The organism is Kitasatospora sp. NPDC056800, assembly GCF_042789775.1.
Lineage (GTDB): Bacteria > Actinomycetota > Actinomycetes > Streptomycetales > Streptomycetaceae > Kitasatospora.
The window spans coordinates 24,102-42,363 of sequence record NZ_JBHUAL010000056.1 but is presented as its reverse complement, the minus strand read 5'-3'; the positions used below and the strand labels follow the sequence as shown (position 1 = coordinate 42,363).

At 75.3% G+C, this 18,262-nt stretch carries 14 protein-coding genes; 11 read left to right on the top strand and 3 right to left on the bottom strand.

The annotated features are described in order from the left end of the window. The first annotated feature begins 38 nt into the window (after positions 1–38). The 9 genes from ACFRQN_RS15430 to ACFRQN_RS15390 all read left to right on the top strand — a co-directional run bounded on the left by ACFRQN_RS15430 (position 39) and on the right by ACFRQN_RS15390 (position 11,465). Positions 39–686, top strand: coding sequence for an NUDIX hydrolase (locus ACFRQN_RS15430; protein ID WP_117490101.1), 648 nt, complete (start codon positions 39–41; stop codon positions 684–686). A gap of 217 nt (positions 687–903) precedes the next feature. After that, on the top strand, positions 904–3,093 hold the full coding sequence (locus ACFRQN_RS15425) for a tetratricopeptide repeat protein (protein ID WP_380740825.1): 2,190 nt from the start codon (positions 904–906) through the stop codon (positions 3,091–3,093). Positions 3,094–3,354: 261 nt separating this feature from the next. Then, positions 3,355–4,470 carry an alanine dehydrogenase gene (ald, locus tag ACFRQN_RS15420; protein ID WP_049659955.1) on the top strand — a complete coding sequence of 372 codons (1,116 nt, stop codon included), beginning with the start codon at positions 3,355–3,357 and terminating at the stop codon, positions 4,468–4,470. A 425-nt stretch (positions 4,471–4,895) separates the two neighbouring features. Continuing rightward, positions 4,896–5,963 carry a ParA family protein gene (locus ACFRQN_RS15415; RefSeq protein WP_369808367.1) on the top strand — a complete coding sequence of 356 codons (1,068 nt, stop codon included), beginning with the start codon at positions 4,896–4,898 and terminating at the stop codon, positions 5,961–5,963. A 41-nt stretch (positions 5,964–6,004) separates the two neighbouring features. After that, complete coding sequence (locus ACFRQN_RS15410) at positions 6,005–6,568, top strand: hypothetical protein (RefSeq protein WP_074004691.1); 564 nt, start codon at positions 6,005–6,007, stop codon at positions 6,566–6,568. A gap of 364 nt (positions 6,569–6,932) precedes the next feature. Beyond that, a complete protein-coding gene (locus ACFRQN_RS15405) occupies positions 6,933–7,853 on the top strand; it encodes a segregation and condensation protein A (protein ID WP_380740824.1) in 921 nt (306 codons plus the stop codon). Beyond that, the gene (gene scpB / locus ACFRQN_RS15400; protein ID WP_375875580.1) at positions 7,850–8,689 is read left to right on the top strand and encodes an SMC-Scp complex subunit ScpB; all 840 of its coding nucleotides are present in this window, start codon (positions 7,850–7,852) and stop codon (positions 8,687–8,689) included. Before ACFRQN_RS15405 ends, scpB begins: the two co-directional genes overlap by 4 nt. A 62-nt stretch (positions 8,690–8,751) precedes the next feature. Then, the gene (locus ACFRQN_RS15395) at positions 8,752–10,122 is read left to right on the top strand and encodes a pseudouridine synthase (RefSeq protein WP_074004693.1); all 1,371 of its coding nucleotides are present in this window, start codon (positions 8,752–8,754) and stop codon (positions 10,120–10,122) included. 335 nt (positions 10,123–10,457) lie between these two features. Then, complete coding sequence (locus tag ACFRQN_RS15390) at positions 10,458–11,465, top strand: helix-turn-helix domain-containing protein (protein ID WP_049659479.1); 1,008 nt, start codon at positions 10,458–10,460, stop codon at positions 11,463–11,465. Between the two features lie 18 nt (positions 11,466–11,483). On the opposite strand, the gene ACFRQN_RS15385 is transcribed toward ACFRQN_RS15390, so the two are convergent. The 3 genes from ACFRQN_RS15385 to ACFRQN_RS15375 are packed head-to-tail and all read right to left on the bottom strand — an operon-like array spanning position 11,484 to position 15,718. Continuing rightward, complete coding sequence (locus ACFRQN_RS15385) at positions 11,484–11,846, bottom strand: DUF952 domain-containing protein (RefSeq protein ID WP_049659481.1); 363 nt, start codon at positions 11,844–11,846, stop codon at positions 11,484–11,486. 56 nt (positions 11,847–11,902) lie between these two features. Further along, on the bottom strand, positions 11,903–13,468 hold the full coding sequence (locus ACFRQN_RS15380) for a mucoidy inhibitor MuiA family protein (protein WP_380740822.1): 1,566 nt from the start codon (positions 13,466–13,468) through the stop codon (positions 11,903–11,905). 3 nt (positions 13,469–13,471) lie between these two features. After that, entirely contained in the window at positions 13,472–15,718 is a 2,247-nt protein-coding gene (locus ACFRQN_RS15375; protein WP_380740820.1) for a mucoidy inhibitor MuiA family protein, read from the bottom strand. Positions 15,719–16,054: 336 nt separating this feature from the next. On the opposite strand from ACFRQN_RS15375, the gene ACFRQN_RS15370 reads away from it, so the two are divergent. Both ACFRQN_RS15370 and cmk read left to right on the top strand, forming a co-directional pair. After that, a complete protein-coding gene (locus tag ACFRQN_RS15370; protein ID WP_049658411.1) occupies positions 16,055–17,140 on the top strand; it encodes a prephenate dehydrogenase in 1,086 nt (361 codons plus the stop codon). Positions 17,141–17,389: 249 nt separating this feature from the next. Then, the gene (gene cmk, locus ACFRQN_RS15365) at positions 17,390–18,103 is read left to right on the top strand and encodes a (d)CMP kinase (RefSeq protein WP_049658412.1); all 714 of its coding nucleotides are present in this window, start codon (positions 17,390–17,392) and stop codon (positions 18,101–18,103) included. The last annotated feature ends 159 nt before the right edge of the window (positions 18,104–18,262 follow it).

The following is an 18,262-nucleotide window of genomic DNA, read 5'->3' as shown; positions in this document are numbered from 1 at the left end:
GCGTTAGATTGTGTCGTACTGACGAAAAGGGGAGAGCGATGGACGAGCAGAGCCGCCAGGGGATCGCCGACGTGGCCGAGGAGTGGGAGGTCCGGGCCGGCGGGACGCCCTTCCAGGGCAAGGTCACCGGGGTCCGCAGCGAGGAGGTCCGGATGCCCGACGGCAGCTGGGCCCGCCGCGACTACCAGACCCACCCCGGCTCGGTCTCGGTGCTCGCCCTGGACGACGAGCAGCGGGTGCTGGTGCTGCGCCAGTACCGCCACCCGGTGCGCCAGCGGCTGTGGGAGCTGCCCGCCGGCCTGCTCGACGTGCCCGGCGAGAACCCGTGGCACGCCGCGCAGCGCGAGCTGTACGAGGAGGCGTACTGCAAGGCCGGCACCTGGCGGATCCTCGCCGACTACTACACCTCCCCGGGCGGCACCGACGAGGCGCTGCGGATGTTCCTCGCCACCGACCTGGCGCCAGCCGAGGGCGAGCGCTACGCGGCCCAGGGCGAGGAGCAGGAGATCGAGGTCGCCTGGGTGCCGGTGCCGGAGCTGATCCGGCTGATCCAGGCCGGGAAGCTGCACAACCCGACCCTGGTCACCGGCACCCTCGCCGTGCACGCCGCGCTCACCGGCCCGGATGGGCTGGACGCGCTGCGCCCGGCGGACTCGCCCTGGCCGGCCCGCCCCTTCGAGGCCTGAGTCGGCCGCTCGGGGGACGGTCGGCCGCCGGTCGTTGAGTCGTTGGGGTGATTTGCGGATTCGTACGACCGGATGTCACCTCGGCTGAGCCGGACGGTCGAACTACGCTTCGCAGACAGGGCGCCCGTCCCGGGCCGCCTCCGCTGAACTCCGGAGGCCGGGCACCGGAAGCCGGGTGTCGGATGCCGAGCGCGGGATGACGTCGGGAGTGGCACGGGTGGCGAGGAAGACGGCGACGATGGACCCCGGCCCCGGCGCGCCCGCCGGGGCCGTCCCCGGCCTGGAGCGGCTGCCGGCCGCGCCCACGCTGTTCGTCGGGCGGCGCGCCGAACTGGCCGCGCTGCGGGCGGCCGCCGCCCGCCCGGCGAGCGGGCGCTGCCCGGTGCTGGTGCTGGCCGGGCGCCCCGGCTCCGGACGGACCGTACTGGCCTCCCGCTTCGCCCGTACCGTCGCCGCCGACTACCCGGACGGCGTGCTGTTCGTCCGGCTGTCCGCCCCGGACGGCAGCCGGGTGGCGCCCGCCCGGGCCGCCCGGCTGCTGCTGGAGCAGCTCGACCCGCAGACCGCCGTGCCGCTGCCCGGGACGGGCGAGGACGGGCGGGACGAGCCGGGCTGCGTGGCGCTGCGCGAGGCGCTCGCCGGGCTGCGGGTGCTGCTCGTCCTGGACGACGTCCGGGACGCCGGGCAGGTGTGGCCGCTGCTCGCCGACGAACCGGGCTGCCTGGTGCTCGCCACCACGGCCGGGCCGCTCACCGGGATCGAGGACATCGACCCGGTGATCCTCGGCGGGCTGGACCGGCAGGCCTCCGGCGAGCTGCTGGCCGACCTGGTCGGCGGCACCCGGATCTCCTGCGACCCGGTCGGCGGGGCGGACCTCGCCGAGGCCTGCGCCTCCCGACCGGCCGCGCTGCGGCTGATGGCGGGGTGGCTGCGCGGGAACCCGAAGATCGCGGTCACGGAGGCGGCGCGCGAGCTCAACCGGGTGGTGGGGGAGGAGACGGCGGGCACGGGGGCCGTCGCGGAGCCGGCCGCGGGCGGCGAGGCCGCCGCGGTTGCTTCGTCGAAGGAGAAGGAGAAGGGGAGGGCGCCGAAGAAGAAGGAGGGGGAGCGGGCGGCCAAGGCCTCCGGTGCCCCTTCGGCCGGGCCCGCCGGAGCGGCCGGAGCCGCCGGGCCGGGCGGGGCCGCTCGGGGCCCCTCGGGGAAGGCGGCCCCGGGGAAGCCGGCGGAGGGCCGGGCCGGTGAGCCCGCCGCGGCCGCCGCCGCGGTGACCGAGTCGGCCGGTGACCCGGCGGCCTGGGTGAAGCCCGGCCCGGAGCCGGCCGAGCCGGTGCCCGTCCCCGACAACGATCCGCTGCTCGGCGCGTTCAGCCTGCTGTACCGCGGGCTGCCGGCCGCCCAGGCGCGGATGCTGCGCACCCTCACCCTGGCCCCGGCGCAGACCGCCGACCCGCGCACCGCCTCCGCCCTGGTCGGCTGCCCGGTGCCGGACGCGGCCGCGACGCTGGCCGCGCTGGCCGAGCGGGAGCTGCTCGGCGAGGAGGCGCCGACCGCCGACGGCACCCCGCGCTACCGGGTGCCCGGGCGGCTCTACCCCCGACTGGTCCGGCTGCGCGAGCAGGAGGACCGGCCCACCGAGACCGAGCTGGCCCGGGCCCGGCTGCTGGAGCGGCTGGTCCGGCTCACCGAGTCGGCCCGCGCGCTGCTCGACCCGGCGGCCGGCCCCGGCTCCGGTCAGGACCCGCTGCCCGCCCCGCTGCGGCTGCGCTCGGCCGCGCACGCCCGCGAGTGGCTGCTCGGCGAGCGGGAGCTGCTGCTCGGCGCGGTGGCCGACGCGATCGGCCAGGGCGACCTGGACGGATCGGCCGGGCGGCTGGTCACCGCGCTGCTGCGGGCGCTGCCGCTGACCGGAGCCGCCGCCCCCACCGACCTCTACCGGCTGCACGAGCTGGTGCTGACCGTCGCCGAGCGCAACGGCCGGCCCCGCCGGGCCTCGGCCGCGCTGCTCAACCTGGGCGACCTCCAGGCCTCGGCGGGCCGCTGGGAGCAGGCCGCCGCCCACTACCGGGCCGCCCTGGAGCACGCCCGGAGGGCCGACGACGAACCGCTCTGTGCCCGGGCCCTGGAGAGTGCCGCCAACTGCCACCGGGCGCTCGGCGACGCGGTGCGGGCCGCCGACTGGTACGGCCGGGCGCTCGGCCTGCGGCAGGCGCTCGGGGACCACGCGGCCGAGGCCCGGCTGCTCGCCCGGGTGGCCGAGGCGCACACCGCGCAGCGCCGCTTCGACGAGGCCGACCGGGAGTACCGGGCCGCGCTCGCGGTGCTGCGCCGGCTGGGCGACGAGCGGGGCCTGGAGGCCGTCGGGGGCGCCCTCGCGGACCTGCGGGAACGCGTCGACGCCGGGTGGTGATGGGCCTTTCGGAGGTATTGTCGGAAGTGCCCGGTTACGACGTCTTTGGTGGGTAAGTCGCAGGGGAAGCCTACGAATCTGCCAATGTGTTCGGAAAATTTATTCACTTTGGAAGGCTGACACGCCGCCTGGGCTTCATTACACTCGAACTCAGTCGCGCAGCGATCCCGGCCCCGGGCTGTCCCGGAGGCTTCCCCACGTGCGCGTCGCCCACCGGTCTTCTCCGGTCGGGACCCCCATGGCAAGAGGACGTGTTTAGCCGTGAAGGTCGGCATCCCCCGCGAGGTCAAGAACCACGAGTACCGCGTGGCCATCACGCCCGCCGGCGTGCATGAGCTGGTCCGCAACGGACACGAGGTCTACATCGAGGACAACGCCGGTGTCGGCTCCTCGATCCCGAACGAGGAGTACGTGGCCGCCGGCGCCACCATCCTCCCCACCGCCGACGAGGTGTGGGCCACCGCCGACCTGCTGCTGAAGGTCAAGGAGCCCATCGCCTCCGAGTACCACCGGCTGCGCAAGGGCCAGACCCTCTTCACGTACCTCCACCTGGCGGCCGACCGGGCCGGCACCGACGCGCTGATCGCCTCGGGCACCACCGCCATCGCGTACGAGACCGTGCAGCTGTCGAACGGCGCGCTGCCGCTGCTCGCCCCGATGTCCGAGGTCGCGGGCCGTCTGGCCCCGCAGGTCGGCTCGTACCACCTGATGCGTCCGGCCGGCGGCCGCGGCACCCTGCCGGGCGGCGTGCCCGGCACCCACCCGGCCAAGGCCGTCGTCATCGGTGGCGGCGTCTCCGGCTGGCACGCGGCCACCATCGCCGTCGGCATGGGTTACGAGGTGACCCTGCTGGACCGCGACATCAACAAGCTGCGCGAGGCCGACCGCATCTTCGGCACCAAGGTCAAGACCATCGTCTCGAACTCCTTCGAGCTGGAGAAGGCCGTCCTGGAGGCCGACCTGGTGGTCGGCGCCGTGCTGATCCCGGGAGCCAAGGCCCCGAAGCTGGTCACCAACGAGCTGGTCTCCCGCATGAAGCCGGGCTCCGTGCTCGTCGACATCGCCATCGACCAGGGCGGCTGCTTCGAGGACTCGCACGCCACCACGCACGACGACCCGACCTTCAAGGTCCACAACTCGGTCTTCTACTGCGTGGCCAACATGCCGGGCGCCGTCCCGAACACCTCCACCTACGCGCTGACCAACGCCACCATGCCGTACGTGCTGGAGCTGGCCAACCGCGGCTGGAAGGACGCGCTGCGCCGCGACGCCGCGCTCGCCAAGGGCCTGAACGTGCACGAGGGCCAGATCACCTTCCCGGCCGTGGCCGAGGCCTTCGGCCTGGAGTCGGTCTCCCTGGAGAGCGTGCTCGCCTGAACCCCCTGACCGCCTGGCGGTCGTTCGCCCCCGACCCGATCCCTTCGGGCCGGGGGCTTCGCCGTGCCCGTGAACGGCGGGTGGATCGGGTAGGTCGCTCTGTCGTCAATATCTGTCGGTCACGTCACCCGCCCGCAGAAACGTTGGGGCCGGTGACCCGCTCATCCCTTGACAGCAGCCCGCTCGATAGTCGACACATCCTGCCCACTACCGTGGATTGTGTTGCTGCGAACGCCTTGAACGGCCTAGAGTCGCAAACCGTCGGCATGCTGCCACGCTGACGAATCGACATAGAGTCCTGGATGCCCAAGGAGGTAAGACGACTTGTGAATGAGTCGACAATTGCTCCCGGGGGTGGTCAGCCAGGACTGGCGGCGCTCACCGCCGGCCAGCCGAGTGAGGAGCCCGGGGCCCGGCAGCCCTCCGTGGGCTCGGCCGAGGTCGGCTCGGTCGCACTCCGTACTTTCGAAGCACGCCAGAACACAGCACAGGTGACCACGGTGACCGATCACGACGCCGACTTGGCGGCCTACGGCCTGGCCTACGGCGAGTTCGCCTACGGCGCCTACGACGACCCGGACGCCGAGTACGAGCCGGACCCGGAGTACGCCGCCACGCTGGCCCCCGACGCCGCGCGCCAGCGCCGCGAGCGGGTCGGCCCGACCGGCCGTCCGCTGCCGTACTTCCCGATCCCCGCGCCGGTCGCCGAGCACGGCCCCGCCCAGATCATCGCCATGTGCAACCAGAAGGGCGGCGTCGGCAAGACCACGTCGACCATCAACCTGGGCGCGGCGCTGGCCGAGTACGGCCGCCGGGTGCTGCTCGTCGACTTCGACCCGCAGGGCGCGCTCTCGGTCGGCCTCGGCGTCAACCCGATGGAGCTCGACGTCACCGTCTACAACCTGCTCATGGAGCGGGGCCTGACGGCCGACGAGGTGCTGCTGAAGACGGCGGTCCCGGGGATGGACCTGCTGCCGTCCAACATCGACCTCTCCGCCGCCGAGGTGCAGCTGGTCAGCGAGGTGGCCCGGGAGTCCGCGCTGGCGCGCGCCCTGAAGCCGCTGCTGCCCGACTACGACTACGTCATCATCGACTGCCAGCCCTCGCTGGGCCTGCTGACGGTCAATGCGCTGACGGCCGCTCACAGCGTGATCGTCCCGCTGGAGTGCGAGTTCTTCGCGCTGCGCGGTGTCGCGCTGCTGACCGAGACCATCGAGAAGGTCTGCGAGCGGCTCAACCCCGACCTGCGCCTGGACGGCATCCTGGCCACCATGTACGACTCGCGCACCGTGCACAGCCGCGAGGTGCTGGCGCGCGTCGTCGAGGCGTTCGGCGAGCACGTCTTCCACACCGTCATCGGGCGGACCGTGCGCTTCCCGGAGACCACCGTCGCCGGCGAGCCCATCACGACGTACGCGACCAACTCGGTCGGTGCCGCCGCCTACCGCCAGCTCGCCAGGGAGGTGCTCGACCGGTGCCGCCCCGCCGAGTGAGTCTCCCGGGTGCCGACGAGCTGTTCCGGACCACGGGAGGGATGGCGCTGTCGCCCTCCCTCGCGCCGCGTCCGGCCGCCGAGGCATCCAGACCGGAGACCGCGCGGACCGTCAACGGCCGACCGGACGGCGCCGAGGGCACCGAGGCCGCCCAGGGCGCCCAGGACGACCGGCAGGTGACGCCGGAGCAGCAGGCGGGCGCCTCGGTGCCGGCGCCCGCGCAGCGGTCCGGAGCGGGCGTCGGGCCCGCCGCAGGCGTCGCCGCGGCCGGGCAGGCCGTCCAGGGCGGCCGGAGTGCCGCCCCGGCGGCCCGCACCCACCAGGGCGCCGCCGAGGAGCCGTCCGGTGCCGCCGGCCGTGCCCGGCCGCGCGGCCGCGCGCCGCGCCGGCCCAGCGGGCGCGAGCGGCACGACGAGAAGATCACGGTGTACGTGTCCGCCGAGGAGCTCATGGACCTGGAGCACGCCCGGCTGGTGCTGCGCGGCGAGCACGGCCTGGCCGTGGACCGCGGGCGGATCGTCCGGGAGGCCATCGCGGTCGTCCTGGCGGACCTGGAGCAGCGGGGCGAGGCCTCGATCCTGGTACGGCGGCTGCGCGGCCGGTAGGCGGCGCGGAAGGGCGGCCGGCGGTTGCGCCGGGCGTCGAGGGGGGCCGCGGGCCCGGCGTGGGGAGGCCGCCGGAGCCGTGTCGGGCGCCGCAGGGCGCCGCAAGGGCGGCAGGAGGCCCGCGGGACGCGGACCGGAGGGCCGGCGACGTCCCGGGTGCCGGAGGGCCGTGTCGGGTGCCGCAGGGGCGTTCCCGGGGCCCGGGGGGACCCACCATGGCCTGTTCGACGGGACGGGTGCGTGCGGAGGGGCTCGTACGGGCCGGTGAGCGCCGGGCGGGCGCCGGTCCGGGGCGCGGGTGGCACGGCGTGTCGGTCGGCCCCGGGGCCGGACCGGAGGCGGGGACGGGTGAAGATGGACCGTCATGCCCAGAACCGCCGGACCAGCCGCCACCGTCACCGCCAGCACCACCGCCGAGAGCGCGACCGAGAACGAGTCGCGGGGCGGCTTCCGGGTACGGCTGGACAACTTCGAAGGCCCCTTCGACCTGCTGCTCAGCCTGATCGCCAAGCACCGGATGGACGTCACCGAGGTGGCGCTGGCCACCGTGACCGACGAGTTCATGGCGCACATCCGGGCGATGGGCCCCGACTGGGACCTGGACGCGGCGACCGAGTTCCTGGTGGTGGCCGCCACCCTCCTCGACCTCAAGGCCGCCCGGCTGCTGCCGGTGGCGGAGGTCGAGGACGAGGCCGACCTGGCCCTGCTGGAGGCCCGTGACCTGCTGTTCGCGCGGCTGCTCCAGTACCGGGCGTACAAGCGGGCGGCGGCGCTGTTCGGCGAACGCTGGGCGGCCGAGCTGCTGCGCCGGCCCCGGACCGCCGCCCTGGAGCCCCGGCACGCGGAGCTGCTGCCGGAGGTCGTCCTCGGCATCGGGCCGCGGCGGCTGGCCGAGCTGGCGGCCAAGGCGATGGAGCCCAGGCCCGCGCCGGTCGTGTACGTGGACCACATCCACACCCCGCCGGTGAGCGTGCGGGAGCAGGCCTCCCTGGTGGTGGGGCTGCTCACCGAGCTGGGCGAGGCCTCGTTCCGGCGGCTGGTGGAGGACGCGCCGGACGACCTGGTGGTGGTCGCCCGCTTCCTGGCGCTGCTGGAGCTGTACCGGGAGCGGGTGCTCGCCTTCGAGCAGCCGGAGGCGCTCGGCGAGCTGCTGGTGCGCTGGGTGGCCGAGGAGGGGCGGAGCGCGGTCGAGGTGACGGACGAGTTCGACCGGCCGGCTGGTGAGGCCGGTGGAGACGGCGGGGTCGGTGGAGACGGCGGGGTCGAGGAGGGCCGGCGGCGATGAGCGGACGGGACGAGGGCGGCCGGCCGGTGCGGCGCCCGCTGGGGATGCCGGGGCGGCCGAGGGCCGAGGAGTGGCTGGAGCCGGCCTTCGCGCTGCTGCCGGACCCGGTGGAGCCCGCGGGGCCGGTCGGGCCGGTGGAGCCGGCCGGGGCGGTCGTCGTGCACCAGAAGTCGGCCCCGCCGGCCTCCGGTGCCGAGGGGCCCGACGACGCCGGGCTGCGGGCCGACCTGGAGGCCGTGCTGATGGTCGTCGACGAGCCGGTGGCGGAGGAGCGGCTGGCCGGGGTGCTGGAGCGGCCCCGGGCCGAGGTGGCGGCCGCGCTGCGCGAGCTGTCCGCCGAGTACACGGCCCAGGGCCGCGGTTTCGACCTGCGGCTGGTCGCGGGCGGCTGGCGGTTCTACAGCCGGGACACCTGTTCCGCGGCCGTCGACCGCTTCCTCCTGGACGGCCGGCAGGCCCGGCTCAGCCAGGCCGCACTGGAGACCCTGGCGGTGATCGCCTACCGGCAGCCGGTGTCCAGATCCCGGGTTTCCGCCGTCCGTGGTGTGAACTGTGACGGCGTGATGCGTACCCTGGTACAGCGAGGACTGGTGGAAGAGGCCGGATCCGAGCCCGAAACAGGTGCGATCCTGTATCGGACGACGAACTACTTCCTGGAACGGATGGGGCTCCGCGGCCTGGACGAGCTGCCGGAGCTCGCTCCCTTCCTGCCCGAGGTCGACGACGTGGAAGCGGAGTCCCTGGAGGGCACGATGATCGCGGAGGCGGTCGCCGCCGCTGCCGCGCAGGCCGCGGACGGCAGTGGCGAGGCCGGTCGGGCCGGGCCCGATCGGTAGGGGGCGGTGAGGTCGGCCGAAACGACCGCACATCCCAGACGGAACGACGTACGGACACTTTGATGCGTAGCAGTGGCAACGGCAGGAACAGCAGCGGCGGCGGTAGCGGTCGCGGCGGACAGGGCGGGGGCCGGGGCGGCGGCTCCTCCTACGGCAGCGGCAGCGGTGGCGGCGGTAGCCGCGGCGGCTCGGGCTCGCGCGGGGGTTCGTACGGCGGCAGCGGTGGTGGCTCCTCGTACGGCGGCGGCCGTGGCGGTTCGGGCTCGGGTTCGAGCGCGGGTTCGCGTGGCGGCTCGTACGGCGGCGGCAGCGGTGGCGGCTCCTCGTACGGCGGCGGCCGTGGCGGTTCGGGTTCGGGTTCGAGCGCGGGTTCGCGCGGCGGCTCGTTCGGCCGTGACGACCGTCGGGACGACCGCCGTCGGGACGACCGTCGGGACGACCGGCGCTACCCGGACCGCCCGCTGCGGCCCGAGGAGCGCCGGTACGACCGCCCCGAGTACGGCGGCGGCCCCAACGCCACCCCGGCCCGCGGCGGCTACGCCGGCCGGCGCCCCAGCCCGGCCCCGCGCCCGCGCCGTGAGGGCCAGGGCGCCCCGGGCGACCCGCGCCGTCAGCCGCAGCGCTCCCGCGAGCTCCAGGCCAAGATCGAGGACGCCGTCCTCGCCCGGCACGACAAGCCGGCCGTCAAGCTGCCCAAGACCTTCGGCGAGCCCGAGGGCGAGCGCCTCCAGAAGGTGCTGGCCCGGGCCGGCATCGGCAGCCGGCGCGCCTGCGAGGAGCTGATCGAGCAGGGCCGGGTCGAGGTCAACGGCAAGCGCGTCACCGAGCAGGGCAAGCGGGTCGACCCGCAGAACGACGAGATCAAGGTGGACGGCCTGACCGTCGCCACCCAGTCGTACCTGTTCTTCGCGCTGAACAAGCCGGCCGGCGTGGTCTCCACCATGGAGGACCCGGACGGCCGCCAGTGCCTGGGCGACTACGTGACCAACCGGGAGACCCGGCTGTTCCATGTCGGCCGCCTGGACACCGAGACCGAGGGCATCATCCTGCTCACCAACCACGGTGAGCTGGCCCACCGCCTCACCCACCCGCGCTACGGCGTGACCAAGACCTACCTGGCCGCGATCCAGGGCCCGATCCCGCGCGACCTGGGCAAGCGGCTGGCCCAGGGCGTGGAGCTGGAGGACGGCTACGCGCGCGCCGACAGCTTCAAGGTCATCTCCAACATCGGCAAGAACTACATGGTCGAGGTGACCCTGCACGAGGGCCGCAAGCACATCGTCCGCCGGATGCTGGCCGAGGCCGGCTTCCCGGTCGAGAAGCTGGTGCGCACCCACTTCGGCCCGATCGCCCTGGGCGACCAGAAGTCGGGCTGGCTGCGCCGCCTGACCAACCCGGAGGTCGGCCAGCTGATGCGCGAGGTCGGCCTGTAGGCCCCGTCCGCTCCACCGGAGCCCCCGGTCGCACGTGCTGCGGCCGGGGGCTCCGGCGTTCCCGCGGCGGGGTCGGGTCGGCGTGCGGGCGTCCGTGCGCGGACGCCCGGTGCGGATGTGCTGTGGGGATGTCCGGGGGTGGATGTCCACGTTTCGGACGGGTCGTGTGAGCCGGGACGCAACCGCTGGTCACGGCCTTGTCAGCGCCATGATCCGTGGCCGAGGATGGCCACCGGAGCGCCGCCCCGCCCGGTGGCGGGACTGCGCCAGCACGGGGTGCGCGGGTCGGGGCGGGAGCGGCCGACGGAAACGGGCGAGCAGGGGGAGAGGGCGTCGTGTCCGATGCAGCACTGGGGCGGGCCGGCGGACAGGCCCTCGGCGCGCTGGGACTGGCGGAGCCGGACGGGCAGGTCTACGCGGCCCTGGTGGCCAGCCCGCAGTCCACGGCGGAGGAGCTGGCGGAGAGCTGCGGGCTGACGTTCCAGCAGAGCGTGCGGGCCCTGGACCGGTTGGCGCAGCAGGGCATGGCCACCCGGGCGCCGGTGGACCGGCACCGCTACCTGCCCGTCCCCCCGGACGTCGCGATCGGCACCCTGATCGGCCACCGGGAGTCGGAGCTGCGCTACGCCCGGGCCGAGATGCACCGGCTGATGGACGCCTTCCGGGAGGCCTCGCGGTACACCGACCCGGCGCACTCGGTGGAGGTGCTGACCGGCGGCGAGGCGATCGCCCAGCGGCTGGAGCACATCACCGAGACCAGCCAGTACCAGGTGCGCGGCTTCGACCGCCCGCCGTACATCCAGGACCCGGTGGCGCCGTTGACCCTGCAGCGGCGGCGGCTGCGCGAGGGCGTGAAGTTCCGGACGGTCTACGACCGGGAGGCGGTGGCCTGGCCGGGGCGGCTGGAGAAGAACATCCTGGTCGGCGTCGAGGACGGCGAGGAGGCGCGGGTCCGGCCGACGCTGCCGATGAAGATGATCATCTCGGACGACCGGATGGCGATCATCCCGATCAGCGTCGGCGACAGCGTGCTGGACGCCGCGTACGTGATCCACCCCTCGGCGCTGCTCCAGGCGCTGGACACGCTGTTCGAGGCGGAGTGGGAGCGGGCCGTCCGCCTGCAGGCGGCGGTCGGCACCGAGGACGCCGGGTCGGAGCCGGAGACCGACCACCGCAAGCTGCTGGGCCTGCTGGCGGCCGGTCTCACCGACGAGTCGATCGCCCGGTCGCTCGGCTGGAGCGCCCGGACCACCCAGCGCCGCCTCCAGAGCCTGATGCGCTCGCTGGGCGCCACCACCCGCTTCCAGGCCGGGATGGCGGCCCGGGAGCGGGGGTGGCTGTAGCGGGGACGGGAGGCCCCGTCAGCTCCAGGGGCTGAGCGAGGCCCAGCGGCCGTCCGGGCCGCGCTCGACCTTCTCCAGGCCGACCACGGCGGTGCGGTTCAGCCGCCCGTAGATGTGCGGGAACAGCACGCCCGGAGTGGCACCCGGCGGCGGGGCGCCGTGCGGGGCCTCCCACTTCACCATCGGCTCCACCAGCGACTCCTCGATCAGCAGCGCCATCAGCGGGTCGGGGGTGTCGGAGAAGAAGGCGTTGGCCACCGCGAGCGCCGTCCGCTCGTCCGCCGAGCAGTGGATGAACCCGTCGGTGAGCAGCGACGCGGTGGCGTACGGGCGGCCGGGGTCGGACAGCCAGTCGTCCAGGGGGGCGAGGTGGAGGATCATGGTTCCTTTTCTACCCGTTGTCTCCGGATTTGGTCCTGGGGTGCCGCCCGCGGCGGTCAGAGCCCGGCCACCTTGGCGGAGGCGGACACCTCGTACACCAGGGTGAGGGTGCGCCGGGCGCCGGGGGCGAGCGGGACGTCCCAGCGGACGATGCCCTCGGCGTCGAAGGAGTCCGGCGCCGGGGAGCACTCCTCCTTGCGCAGCCGCACCTCGACCGCCGACACCTCGGAGACCGGCACCCGCTCGCGCACCGTGACGATCCGCTCGTCGCGCTCCTCCGGGCCGGAGAAGCGGGACAGGTGCAGCCGGACCGTCCGGGTGGTGGTCTGGCGGCCGGTGAGGCCGGCGGTGGCCTGGCGCTCCTCGCTCTCCCGCACCACCCGGTAGCCGTCCGAACTGCCGAAGGACAGCTCGGCCTCGGCGTCGGCGGCGGTGAAGCGCAGCTCGCCGCGGCCGGTGAAGCCGCTGCCGCGGACCAGCTCGACCGGGCCGGACAGCAGCGGGTGCCCGGCCGCGTTGCGGAACCGGACCACCTGGGTGACCAGCGGGGACAGCTCCGGGGCGCAGGCGTACTCGCTGCCCGCCGGGCCGGTGAAGGCGCCCAGCGGCACCCGGTGCGCGCGGCCGTCGGAGGGCACGGTCGCGGGGGCGGGGGCGGGCAGCACCCGGACCTCGCCGCCGTCGTCCACGCCCGGCACCCGGGAAGCCGGGCCCAGGACGGCGACCGCCTCCTCGCGCAGCTCGACCTCGACCGTGCGGCGCTCCTCGTCGGTGCGCTCGCGCAGCACCAGGACGTCCTCGGCCACCGCGGGCGGGGCGGTGGCGAGGGCGGAGCGGGCGGTGGAGAAGGTGAGCCGGGCGTTCGTCCAGTCCTCGCCGGTGCGCTGCCAGACCACCGCCTCCGACTCCAGGCGCAGCTCGCCGCCGTCCAGGGTCGCCCGGTAGGAGGGCCGCCACAGCGCGCAGGGCACCAGGTGGGAGACGGTCAGCTCGGCGGGGCCGGGCCGGGCCGCCTCGACCGTGAGCTCCAGGTGGGCGGTCAGCTCGGCCGGGTCCTCCTCGGCCTCGTCCAGGGCGGTCAGGGCCTGCGAGCGCTCCTCCTCCAGGCGGCGCAGCCGGGAGTGGGTGGCGCGCAGCTCCTCGCCGTAGCGCTCGCGCTCGGCGTCCACCCGGTCGAGCTCCCGGGCCCAGCGGTTGGGTTCGAGCTCGCCGAGGCCGGCCGCCTCGCCGATCTCGCGCAGCAGGTCCGCGGAGAGCTGGGCGAGCAGGGCCAGCCGGGCCTCCAGCCGGGCCCGGGCCTGGTCGGCCAGCCGGCTCTCGGCGTTCAGCCGGTGCAGCCGGTGGCGCAGGTCGGAGTCCTCCGGGCCGGGCGGCAGCGGGGCGCGCGGGGCCCAGCCGCGCACCAGCCGGGACTCCAGTACCCGGACGCCGTCGGTGCCGGACTCGACGCGCAGGGTGCGGTCGACGGCGAGGGCGGTGAGCGGGCCGAGGCGCAGCCGCTGCACGCCCGCGGCGAGCGCGACCGTCGTGCCGCGCTCGACCTGGCCGCGGTCCTCCAGGCAGGTCACGGCGGTGACGGGGAGGGGAAGGGTGACGGGGAGGGGACGGGTCTCGACGGTCATCGCTCAGTTCCTCCGGTTTCCGCCGACGATGGCCTTTCCGGCCGGGATCTTGATCAGGTAGCCGCCGTCCAGCTCGGTGCGTCCGCCCGGCGGCAGGTCGACCCGCCAGAGCCGGGTGCTGGGCGGGCAGTCCGGCGTGGAGACGGTCGGGGCGTGCCAGTCGGCCCGCTCCTCGATCCGGATCTCGGCGTCGGAGCCGACCGGCACCCGCTCGCGGACCTCCACCGTGACGGCGCGTCCGAGCCGGTTGGCCAGCTGGACGTGCACCCGGTGGTCGAGGACGGTGCTGTTGCCCTTCAGCATGCCGGTGGTGGACTCGTGCAGCTCGGTGCGGCGCGCCACCTCGATGCTCTCGGCGACACCGATGCCCAGCCGACGGGTGCCGCCGGGGGCCAGCGTGGGCAGGGCGGCGGTGAGCAGGAACTCGTCGTCCACGGTGACCTCGGCCGGGCCGGCCAGGACGGCCTGGTCGGTGCGGTTGGCGAGCACCAGGGTCGCGTACACCTTCTCCTCGACGGCGGGGACGGTGACGTACTCGGGGCGGACGGCGAGCGGGATCTCACCGACGGTGACGGTGTGCCAGGTGCCGTCGGACGGGATGTCGGCGGGGGCGGCGGCGTCGAAGCGATGGTCGAAGGAGCCGGCCGACTCGCGGGGCGGGACGGCGTGCCGGGGGAGGGCGAGGGTGCGGAGCTGTGTGGTGCCGCTGCCGCCGGGTGCTGTCCAGGCGGGTTCCTCGTACTCGAACCGCTCGAACTGTGCGGGCCGTGTGATGTGGCCGGTCCGTTCGGGGCGGGGGTGCAGGGTGCCGCGCCGGGCGGCGGGCTCCTCGGGGCCGGCCAGGACGAGGTCGGGATAGTCGAGCAGGGTGGCGTCCGGGGCGAGGCCGGGTGGCGGCGGGGGCGGGGCGGCGTGGCCGACGCGACGGCGGGCCTCCCCGGGCGGGAAGCCGCCCGGGCCCTGCGGCGGCGCGGCGGCGGCGACCGGGTAAGGGGTGGGCGGCGGGGCGCCGTAGCCGGCGAAGCCGCCGGGGGCGATCGGGGCGCCCGGCTCGATCGGGGCACCGGGTGGCGCGGGCATCGGCTGGTCGGCGTTCAGCAGGCCGCCTCCGCCGTACGGGACGGTGGGGGCGAAGTGCTCCTCGGCCGCGAAGGCCTCGGCCCGGGAGCCGCCCGGACGGACGCCGCCGAGGCGGGCGGAGCGGGGCGCCACGGCGGCCGACACCGCGATCGGGGTCTCGCGTCGCGGGGCGGGGCGGTCGGCGCCGGCCGCGTCGTAGCCGGTGAAGAGGTCGGCCAGGCCGGCCGGGGGCTCGCGCCAGCCGGAGGGCGGCGGGGCGGGCTGGCTGCGGCCGATCCGCAGCGAGGCGAGCCGGGGCAGGTCGGTGCGGCGGTCGAGGTCGGCGGTGGACAGGGCGAGGCGCACGCCCGTCCAGTCCTCGCCGGTGCGCTGGGCGACGGCGGCGCGCAGGACCAGGTGGGCCGTGTCGGCGCCGGTCCGGTAGGACAGCCGGTAGGCCGGGACCCAGCGGGCGGCGGGGACGCCGTACTCCAGTTCCAGCTCCATGGCCTGGTCCTGGTCGTGGCCCTGGTCCTGGTCGGGGTGGGTGCTCGCGGTGGTGAGGGTGAGCAGGACGGTGGTGCTGGTGCCGACCGGTTCGGTCCGGTCGGCGGTGGACGCCCGCTCCAGCCGGTCGGCGGCCAGGTCGCGCTCGTGGTCGGCGAGTTCCAGCTGCCGGGTGAGCTCCTCGGCGCGCTCCTGGAGCCGGGCCAGCCGCTCCTCGACGAAGTCGGCGAGCTCCAGCCAGGCGTCGGCGGGCGTGCGGCGCAGCGGTTCGTCGCGTCGGCGCTGCGGGGGGACGGCGCGCAGCGCGGCGGTCTCCGCGACCGAGGCCTGGACCAGTCGCAGGCGTTCGCCGAGCGCGCTACGGCGCTCGTTGGCCTCGTCCAAGTCCCGCTTCAGTTCCGGGAGTTCGTCCGGTTCACGGAGTTCGGCGAGCAGCTCCAACCGGGCCTCGGTGACGGCGGCGCCAGCCGGTCCGGCGAGCACCCGGGCGCGTAGCGAGCGGCCGTCCAGGGCGGCGGGCAGGCCGGTCAGCCGCAGCCGTCCGCCGGGCGGGACCGGGACGGTCGCCCGTCGGCGGCACACCGCGCCCTCGGCGTACACGACGACGGAGTCCAGGACCGACGGGTGGGCCGGTACGGCCGGCGGTTTCGACTGCCCGCTCCGGCCGCTGTGCTGATCGTCCATGCGCAACCCCTTCGTTCGCGTGTCGCCCGCCGCGTGGCGCTCGTCGTGCCGTCCTGCTGTTCCCGCGGTGCTCGCCCGTGCCTTCCCCTTTCCCGGGCGGCCAGTCTGCCCGGCTTCGGGGCGGACGTCGCAGGATTTCCGGGTGCGGCGCGTGCACTGTGTGGGACGGGGGCGGGCGCGTGGCGGTTGCCGGTGCCGGAAGCTGCCGGGGCCGCCCCCTCGGTTGCCGGGTGGCGGGTGGGGACTTGGGCCGGGCGGATGAGGGAGGATGGGGCGCGGGTGCTCCCGGACGGTTCCGGCACCTGTCGAGAATCGTGATGAGGAGAGCGACCCGCCATGCGCACTGCCGTCGTCGTCGGCACCGGACTGATCGGCACCTCCGCCGCGCTCGCCCTGACCGCTCGCGGGCTGACCGTCCACCTGGAGGACGCCGACCCGGACGCGGCCCGCACCGCCGAGTCGCTCGGCGCGGGCATCACCGACCCGGTCGACGGCCCGGTGGACCTGGCGATCATCGCCGTGCCGCCCGCGCTGGTCGGCAAGGTGCTCGCCGACTGCCAGCGCCGCAACCTGGCCCACTGGTACACCGACGTCGCCAGCGTGAAGGCCGGCCCGGGCAGCGAGGTCGCCGAGCTCGGCTGCGACACCGTCCACTACATCGGTAGTCACCCGATGGCCGGCCGCGAGCGCTCCGGCCCGCTGGCCGCCCGCGCCGACATCTTCGAGGGCCGCCCCTGGGTGCTCACCCCGACCGCGGACACCGACACCGAGACGCTCAACGCCGCGTTGGAGCTGGTCGCGCTCTGCGGCGCGGTGCCGATCGTGATGGACGCCGCCGAGCACGACCGGGCGGTCGCCCTGGTCTCGCACGCCCCGCAGCTGGTCTCCTCGCTGGTCGCGGCCCGCCTGGAGAACGCCGACGAGACCGCCATAAGGCTCTCCGGCCAAGGCGTGCGCGACGTCACCAGGATCGCCGCCTCCAACCCCGGCATGTGGGTCGACATCCTCTCCGCCAACGCCGGCGCGGTCGCCGACGTGCTGGAGGGGGTCGCCCGCGACCTCGGTGAGACCGTCACCGCGCTGCGCGCCATGCAGGCCGACGAGGAGGGCGAGCGCCGGGTGGGCGCGGCCGGGATCGAGGCGGTCATGCGGCGCGGCAACACCGGCCAGGCCCGCATTCCCGGCAAGCACGGCGCGCCGCCCACCCGCTACGAGACCCTGGCGGTCGTGCTGGGCGACCAGCCGGGCGAGCTGGGCCGGCTGTTCGGGGAGGTCGGCGAGGCCGGGGTCAACATCGAGGACGTCGTCATCGAGCACTCGACCGGGCAGCAGGTCGGTTTCGTCCAGCTGTCGGTGGCGCCGACGGCGGTGAAGCGGCTGACCAAGGCGCTGCGGGCGAGCGGCTGGAGCGTACGGGACTGAGGTGCGGGGCGTGCGGGGCTGAGGTGCGGGGCGTGCGGGACTGAAGGTGCGGGGCCGGTCCGGGCGGGTCGGAGGGGCCTGGCGGTCGGGCCTGGTTTCGGGCTTGGTCTCGGGCCTGGTCCCGGGCCCGGAGGTCGGCCGACCGGCGGCGGAGCGGGTCACGGCGGCGGTCCATTAACCTTGAGGGAGACATCCCCGGCCGTCCGCCTGCCCAGGCTCCGGCTCCCATGCTCAGAGAGAGGTTCGCCCGTGGACACTGCCGACCGAGCGCACGCCCCGGTCGTCGTCGCCATCGACGGACCTTCCGGCTCCGGCAAGTCGACCGTCTCGCGGGCGGTCGCCGCCCGGCTGGGCCTGAGCTTCCTGGACACCGGCGCCATGTACCGGGCGATGACCTGGTGGATGCTGGTCAACGAGGTCGACGTCGAGGACCCGGAGGCGGTGGCCGTCGCGTGCGGCAAGCCCGTCATCGTGTCGGGGACGGACGCCGACGGCCCCACCATCACGGTGGACGGCCAGGACGTGTCCGGCCCGATCCGCGGCCCCGAGGTGACCGCCAAGGTCAGCGCCGTGTCCGCGGTGCCGGCCGTACGGTCCCGACTGGTGGACTTGCAGCGCGGCTGCGCCGAGGTCGCCGAGCGCGGCATCGTCGCCGAGGGCCGGGACATGGGGACCGTGGTGTTCCCGCAGGCCACCGTCAAGGTCTTCCTGACCGCCTCCGTGGAGGCCCGGGCCGCGCGCCGGGCGGCCGAGCTGCGGGCCAAGGGCGTGGACGAGGCGACCATCACCGCGATGGCCGCCGACCTCGCGCGCCGCGACGCCGCCGACTCCTCGCGGGAGACGGCCCCGCTGGCCCAGGCCGCGGACGCGGTGCTGGTGGACACCAGCGAGCTCACCCTGGAGCAGGTGATCGACCGGATCGCCGGGCTGGTGGAGGAGCGGGCCGGGCTGTCGTCGGTCTGACCGACTGATCGGCCGATGGTCCGACCGACTGATCGGCTGATCGGCCGACCGGACGTCGGACCGGCGCTGATCGACCGGGTACCGGAGCGGCCGTGGAGGCCGGTCCGACCCACTGAACGAACCGCGGGCCGTCGAGGCGCCGCGGCGGAAACCATCGCG

What these genes read in the sequence shown, in the direction of transcription:
- ACFRQN_RS15405 (WP_380740824.1), top strand. Translation starts at nt 6,933, where the DNA reads ATGCCCAGAACCGCCGGACCAGCCGCCACCGTCACCGCCAGCACCACC.
- ACFRQN_RS15380 (WP_380740822.1), bottom strand. Translation starts at nt 13,468, where the DNA reads ATGACCGTCGAGACCCGTCCCCTCCCCGTCACCCTTCCCCTCCCCGTC.
- ACFRQN_RS15395 (WP_074004693.1), top strand. Translation starts at nt 8,752, where the DNA reads ATGCGTAGCAGTGGCAACGGCAGGAACAGCAGCGGCGGCGGTAGCGGT.
- ACFRQN_RS15385 (WP_049659481.1), bottom strand. Translation starts at nt 11,846, where the DNA reads ATGATCCTCCACCTCGCCCCCCTGGACGACTGGCTGTCCGACCCCGGC.
- ACFRQN_RS15370 (WP_049658411.1), top strand. Translation starts at nt 16,055, where the DNA reads ATGCGCACTGCCGTCGTCGTCGGCACCGGACTGATCGGCACCTCCGCC.
- ACFRQN_RS15410 (WP_074004691.1), top strand. Translation starts at nt 6,005, where the DNA reads ATGGCGCTGTCGCCCTCCCTCGCGCCGCGTCCGGCCGCCGAGGCATCC.
- ACFRQN_RS15430 (WP_117490101.1), top strand. Translation starts at nt 39, where the DNA reads ATGGACGAGCAGAGCCGCCAGGGGATCGCCGACGTGGCCGAGGAGTGG.
- scpB (WP_375875580.1), top strand. Translation starts at nt 7,850, where the DNA reads ATGAGCGGACGGGACGAGGGCGGCCGGCCGGTGCGGCGCCCGCTGGGG.
- ACFRQN_RS15375 (WP_380740820.1), bottom strand. Translation starts at nt 15,718, where the DNA reads ATGGACGATCAGCACAGCGGCCGGAGCGGGCAGTCGAAACCGCCGGCC.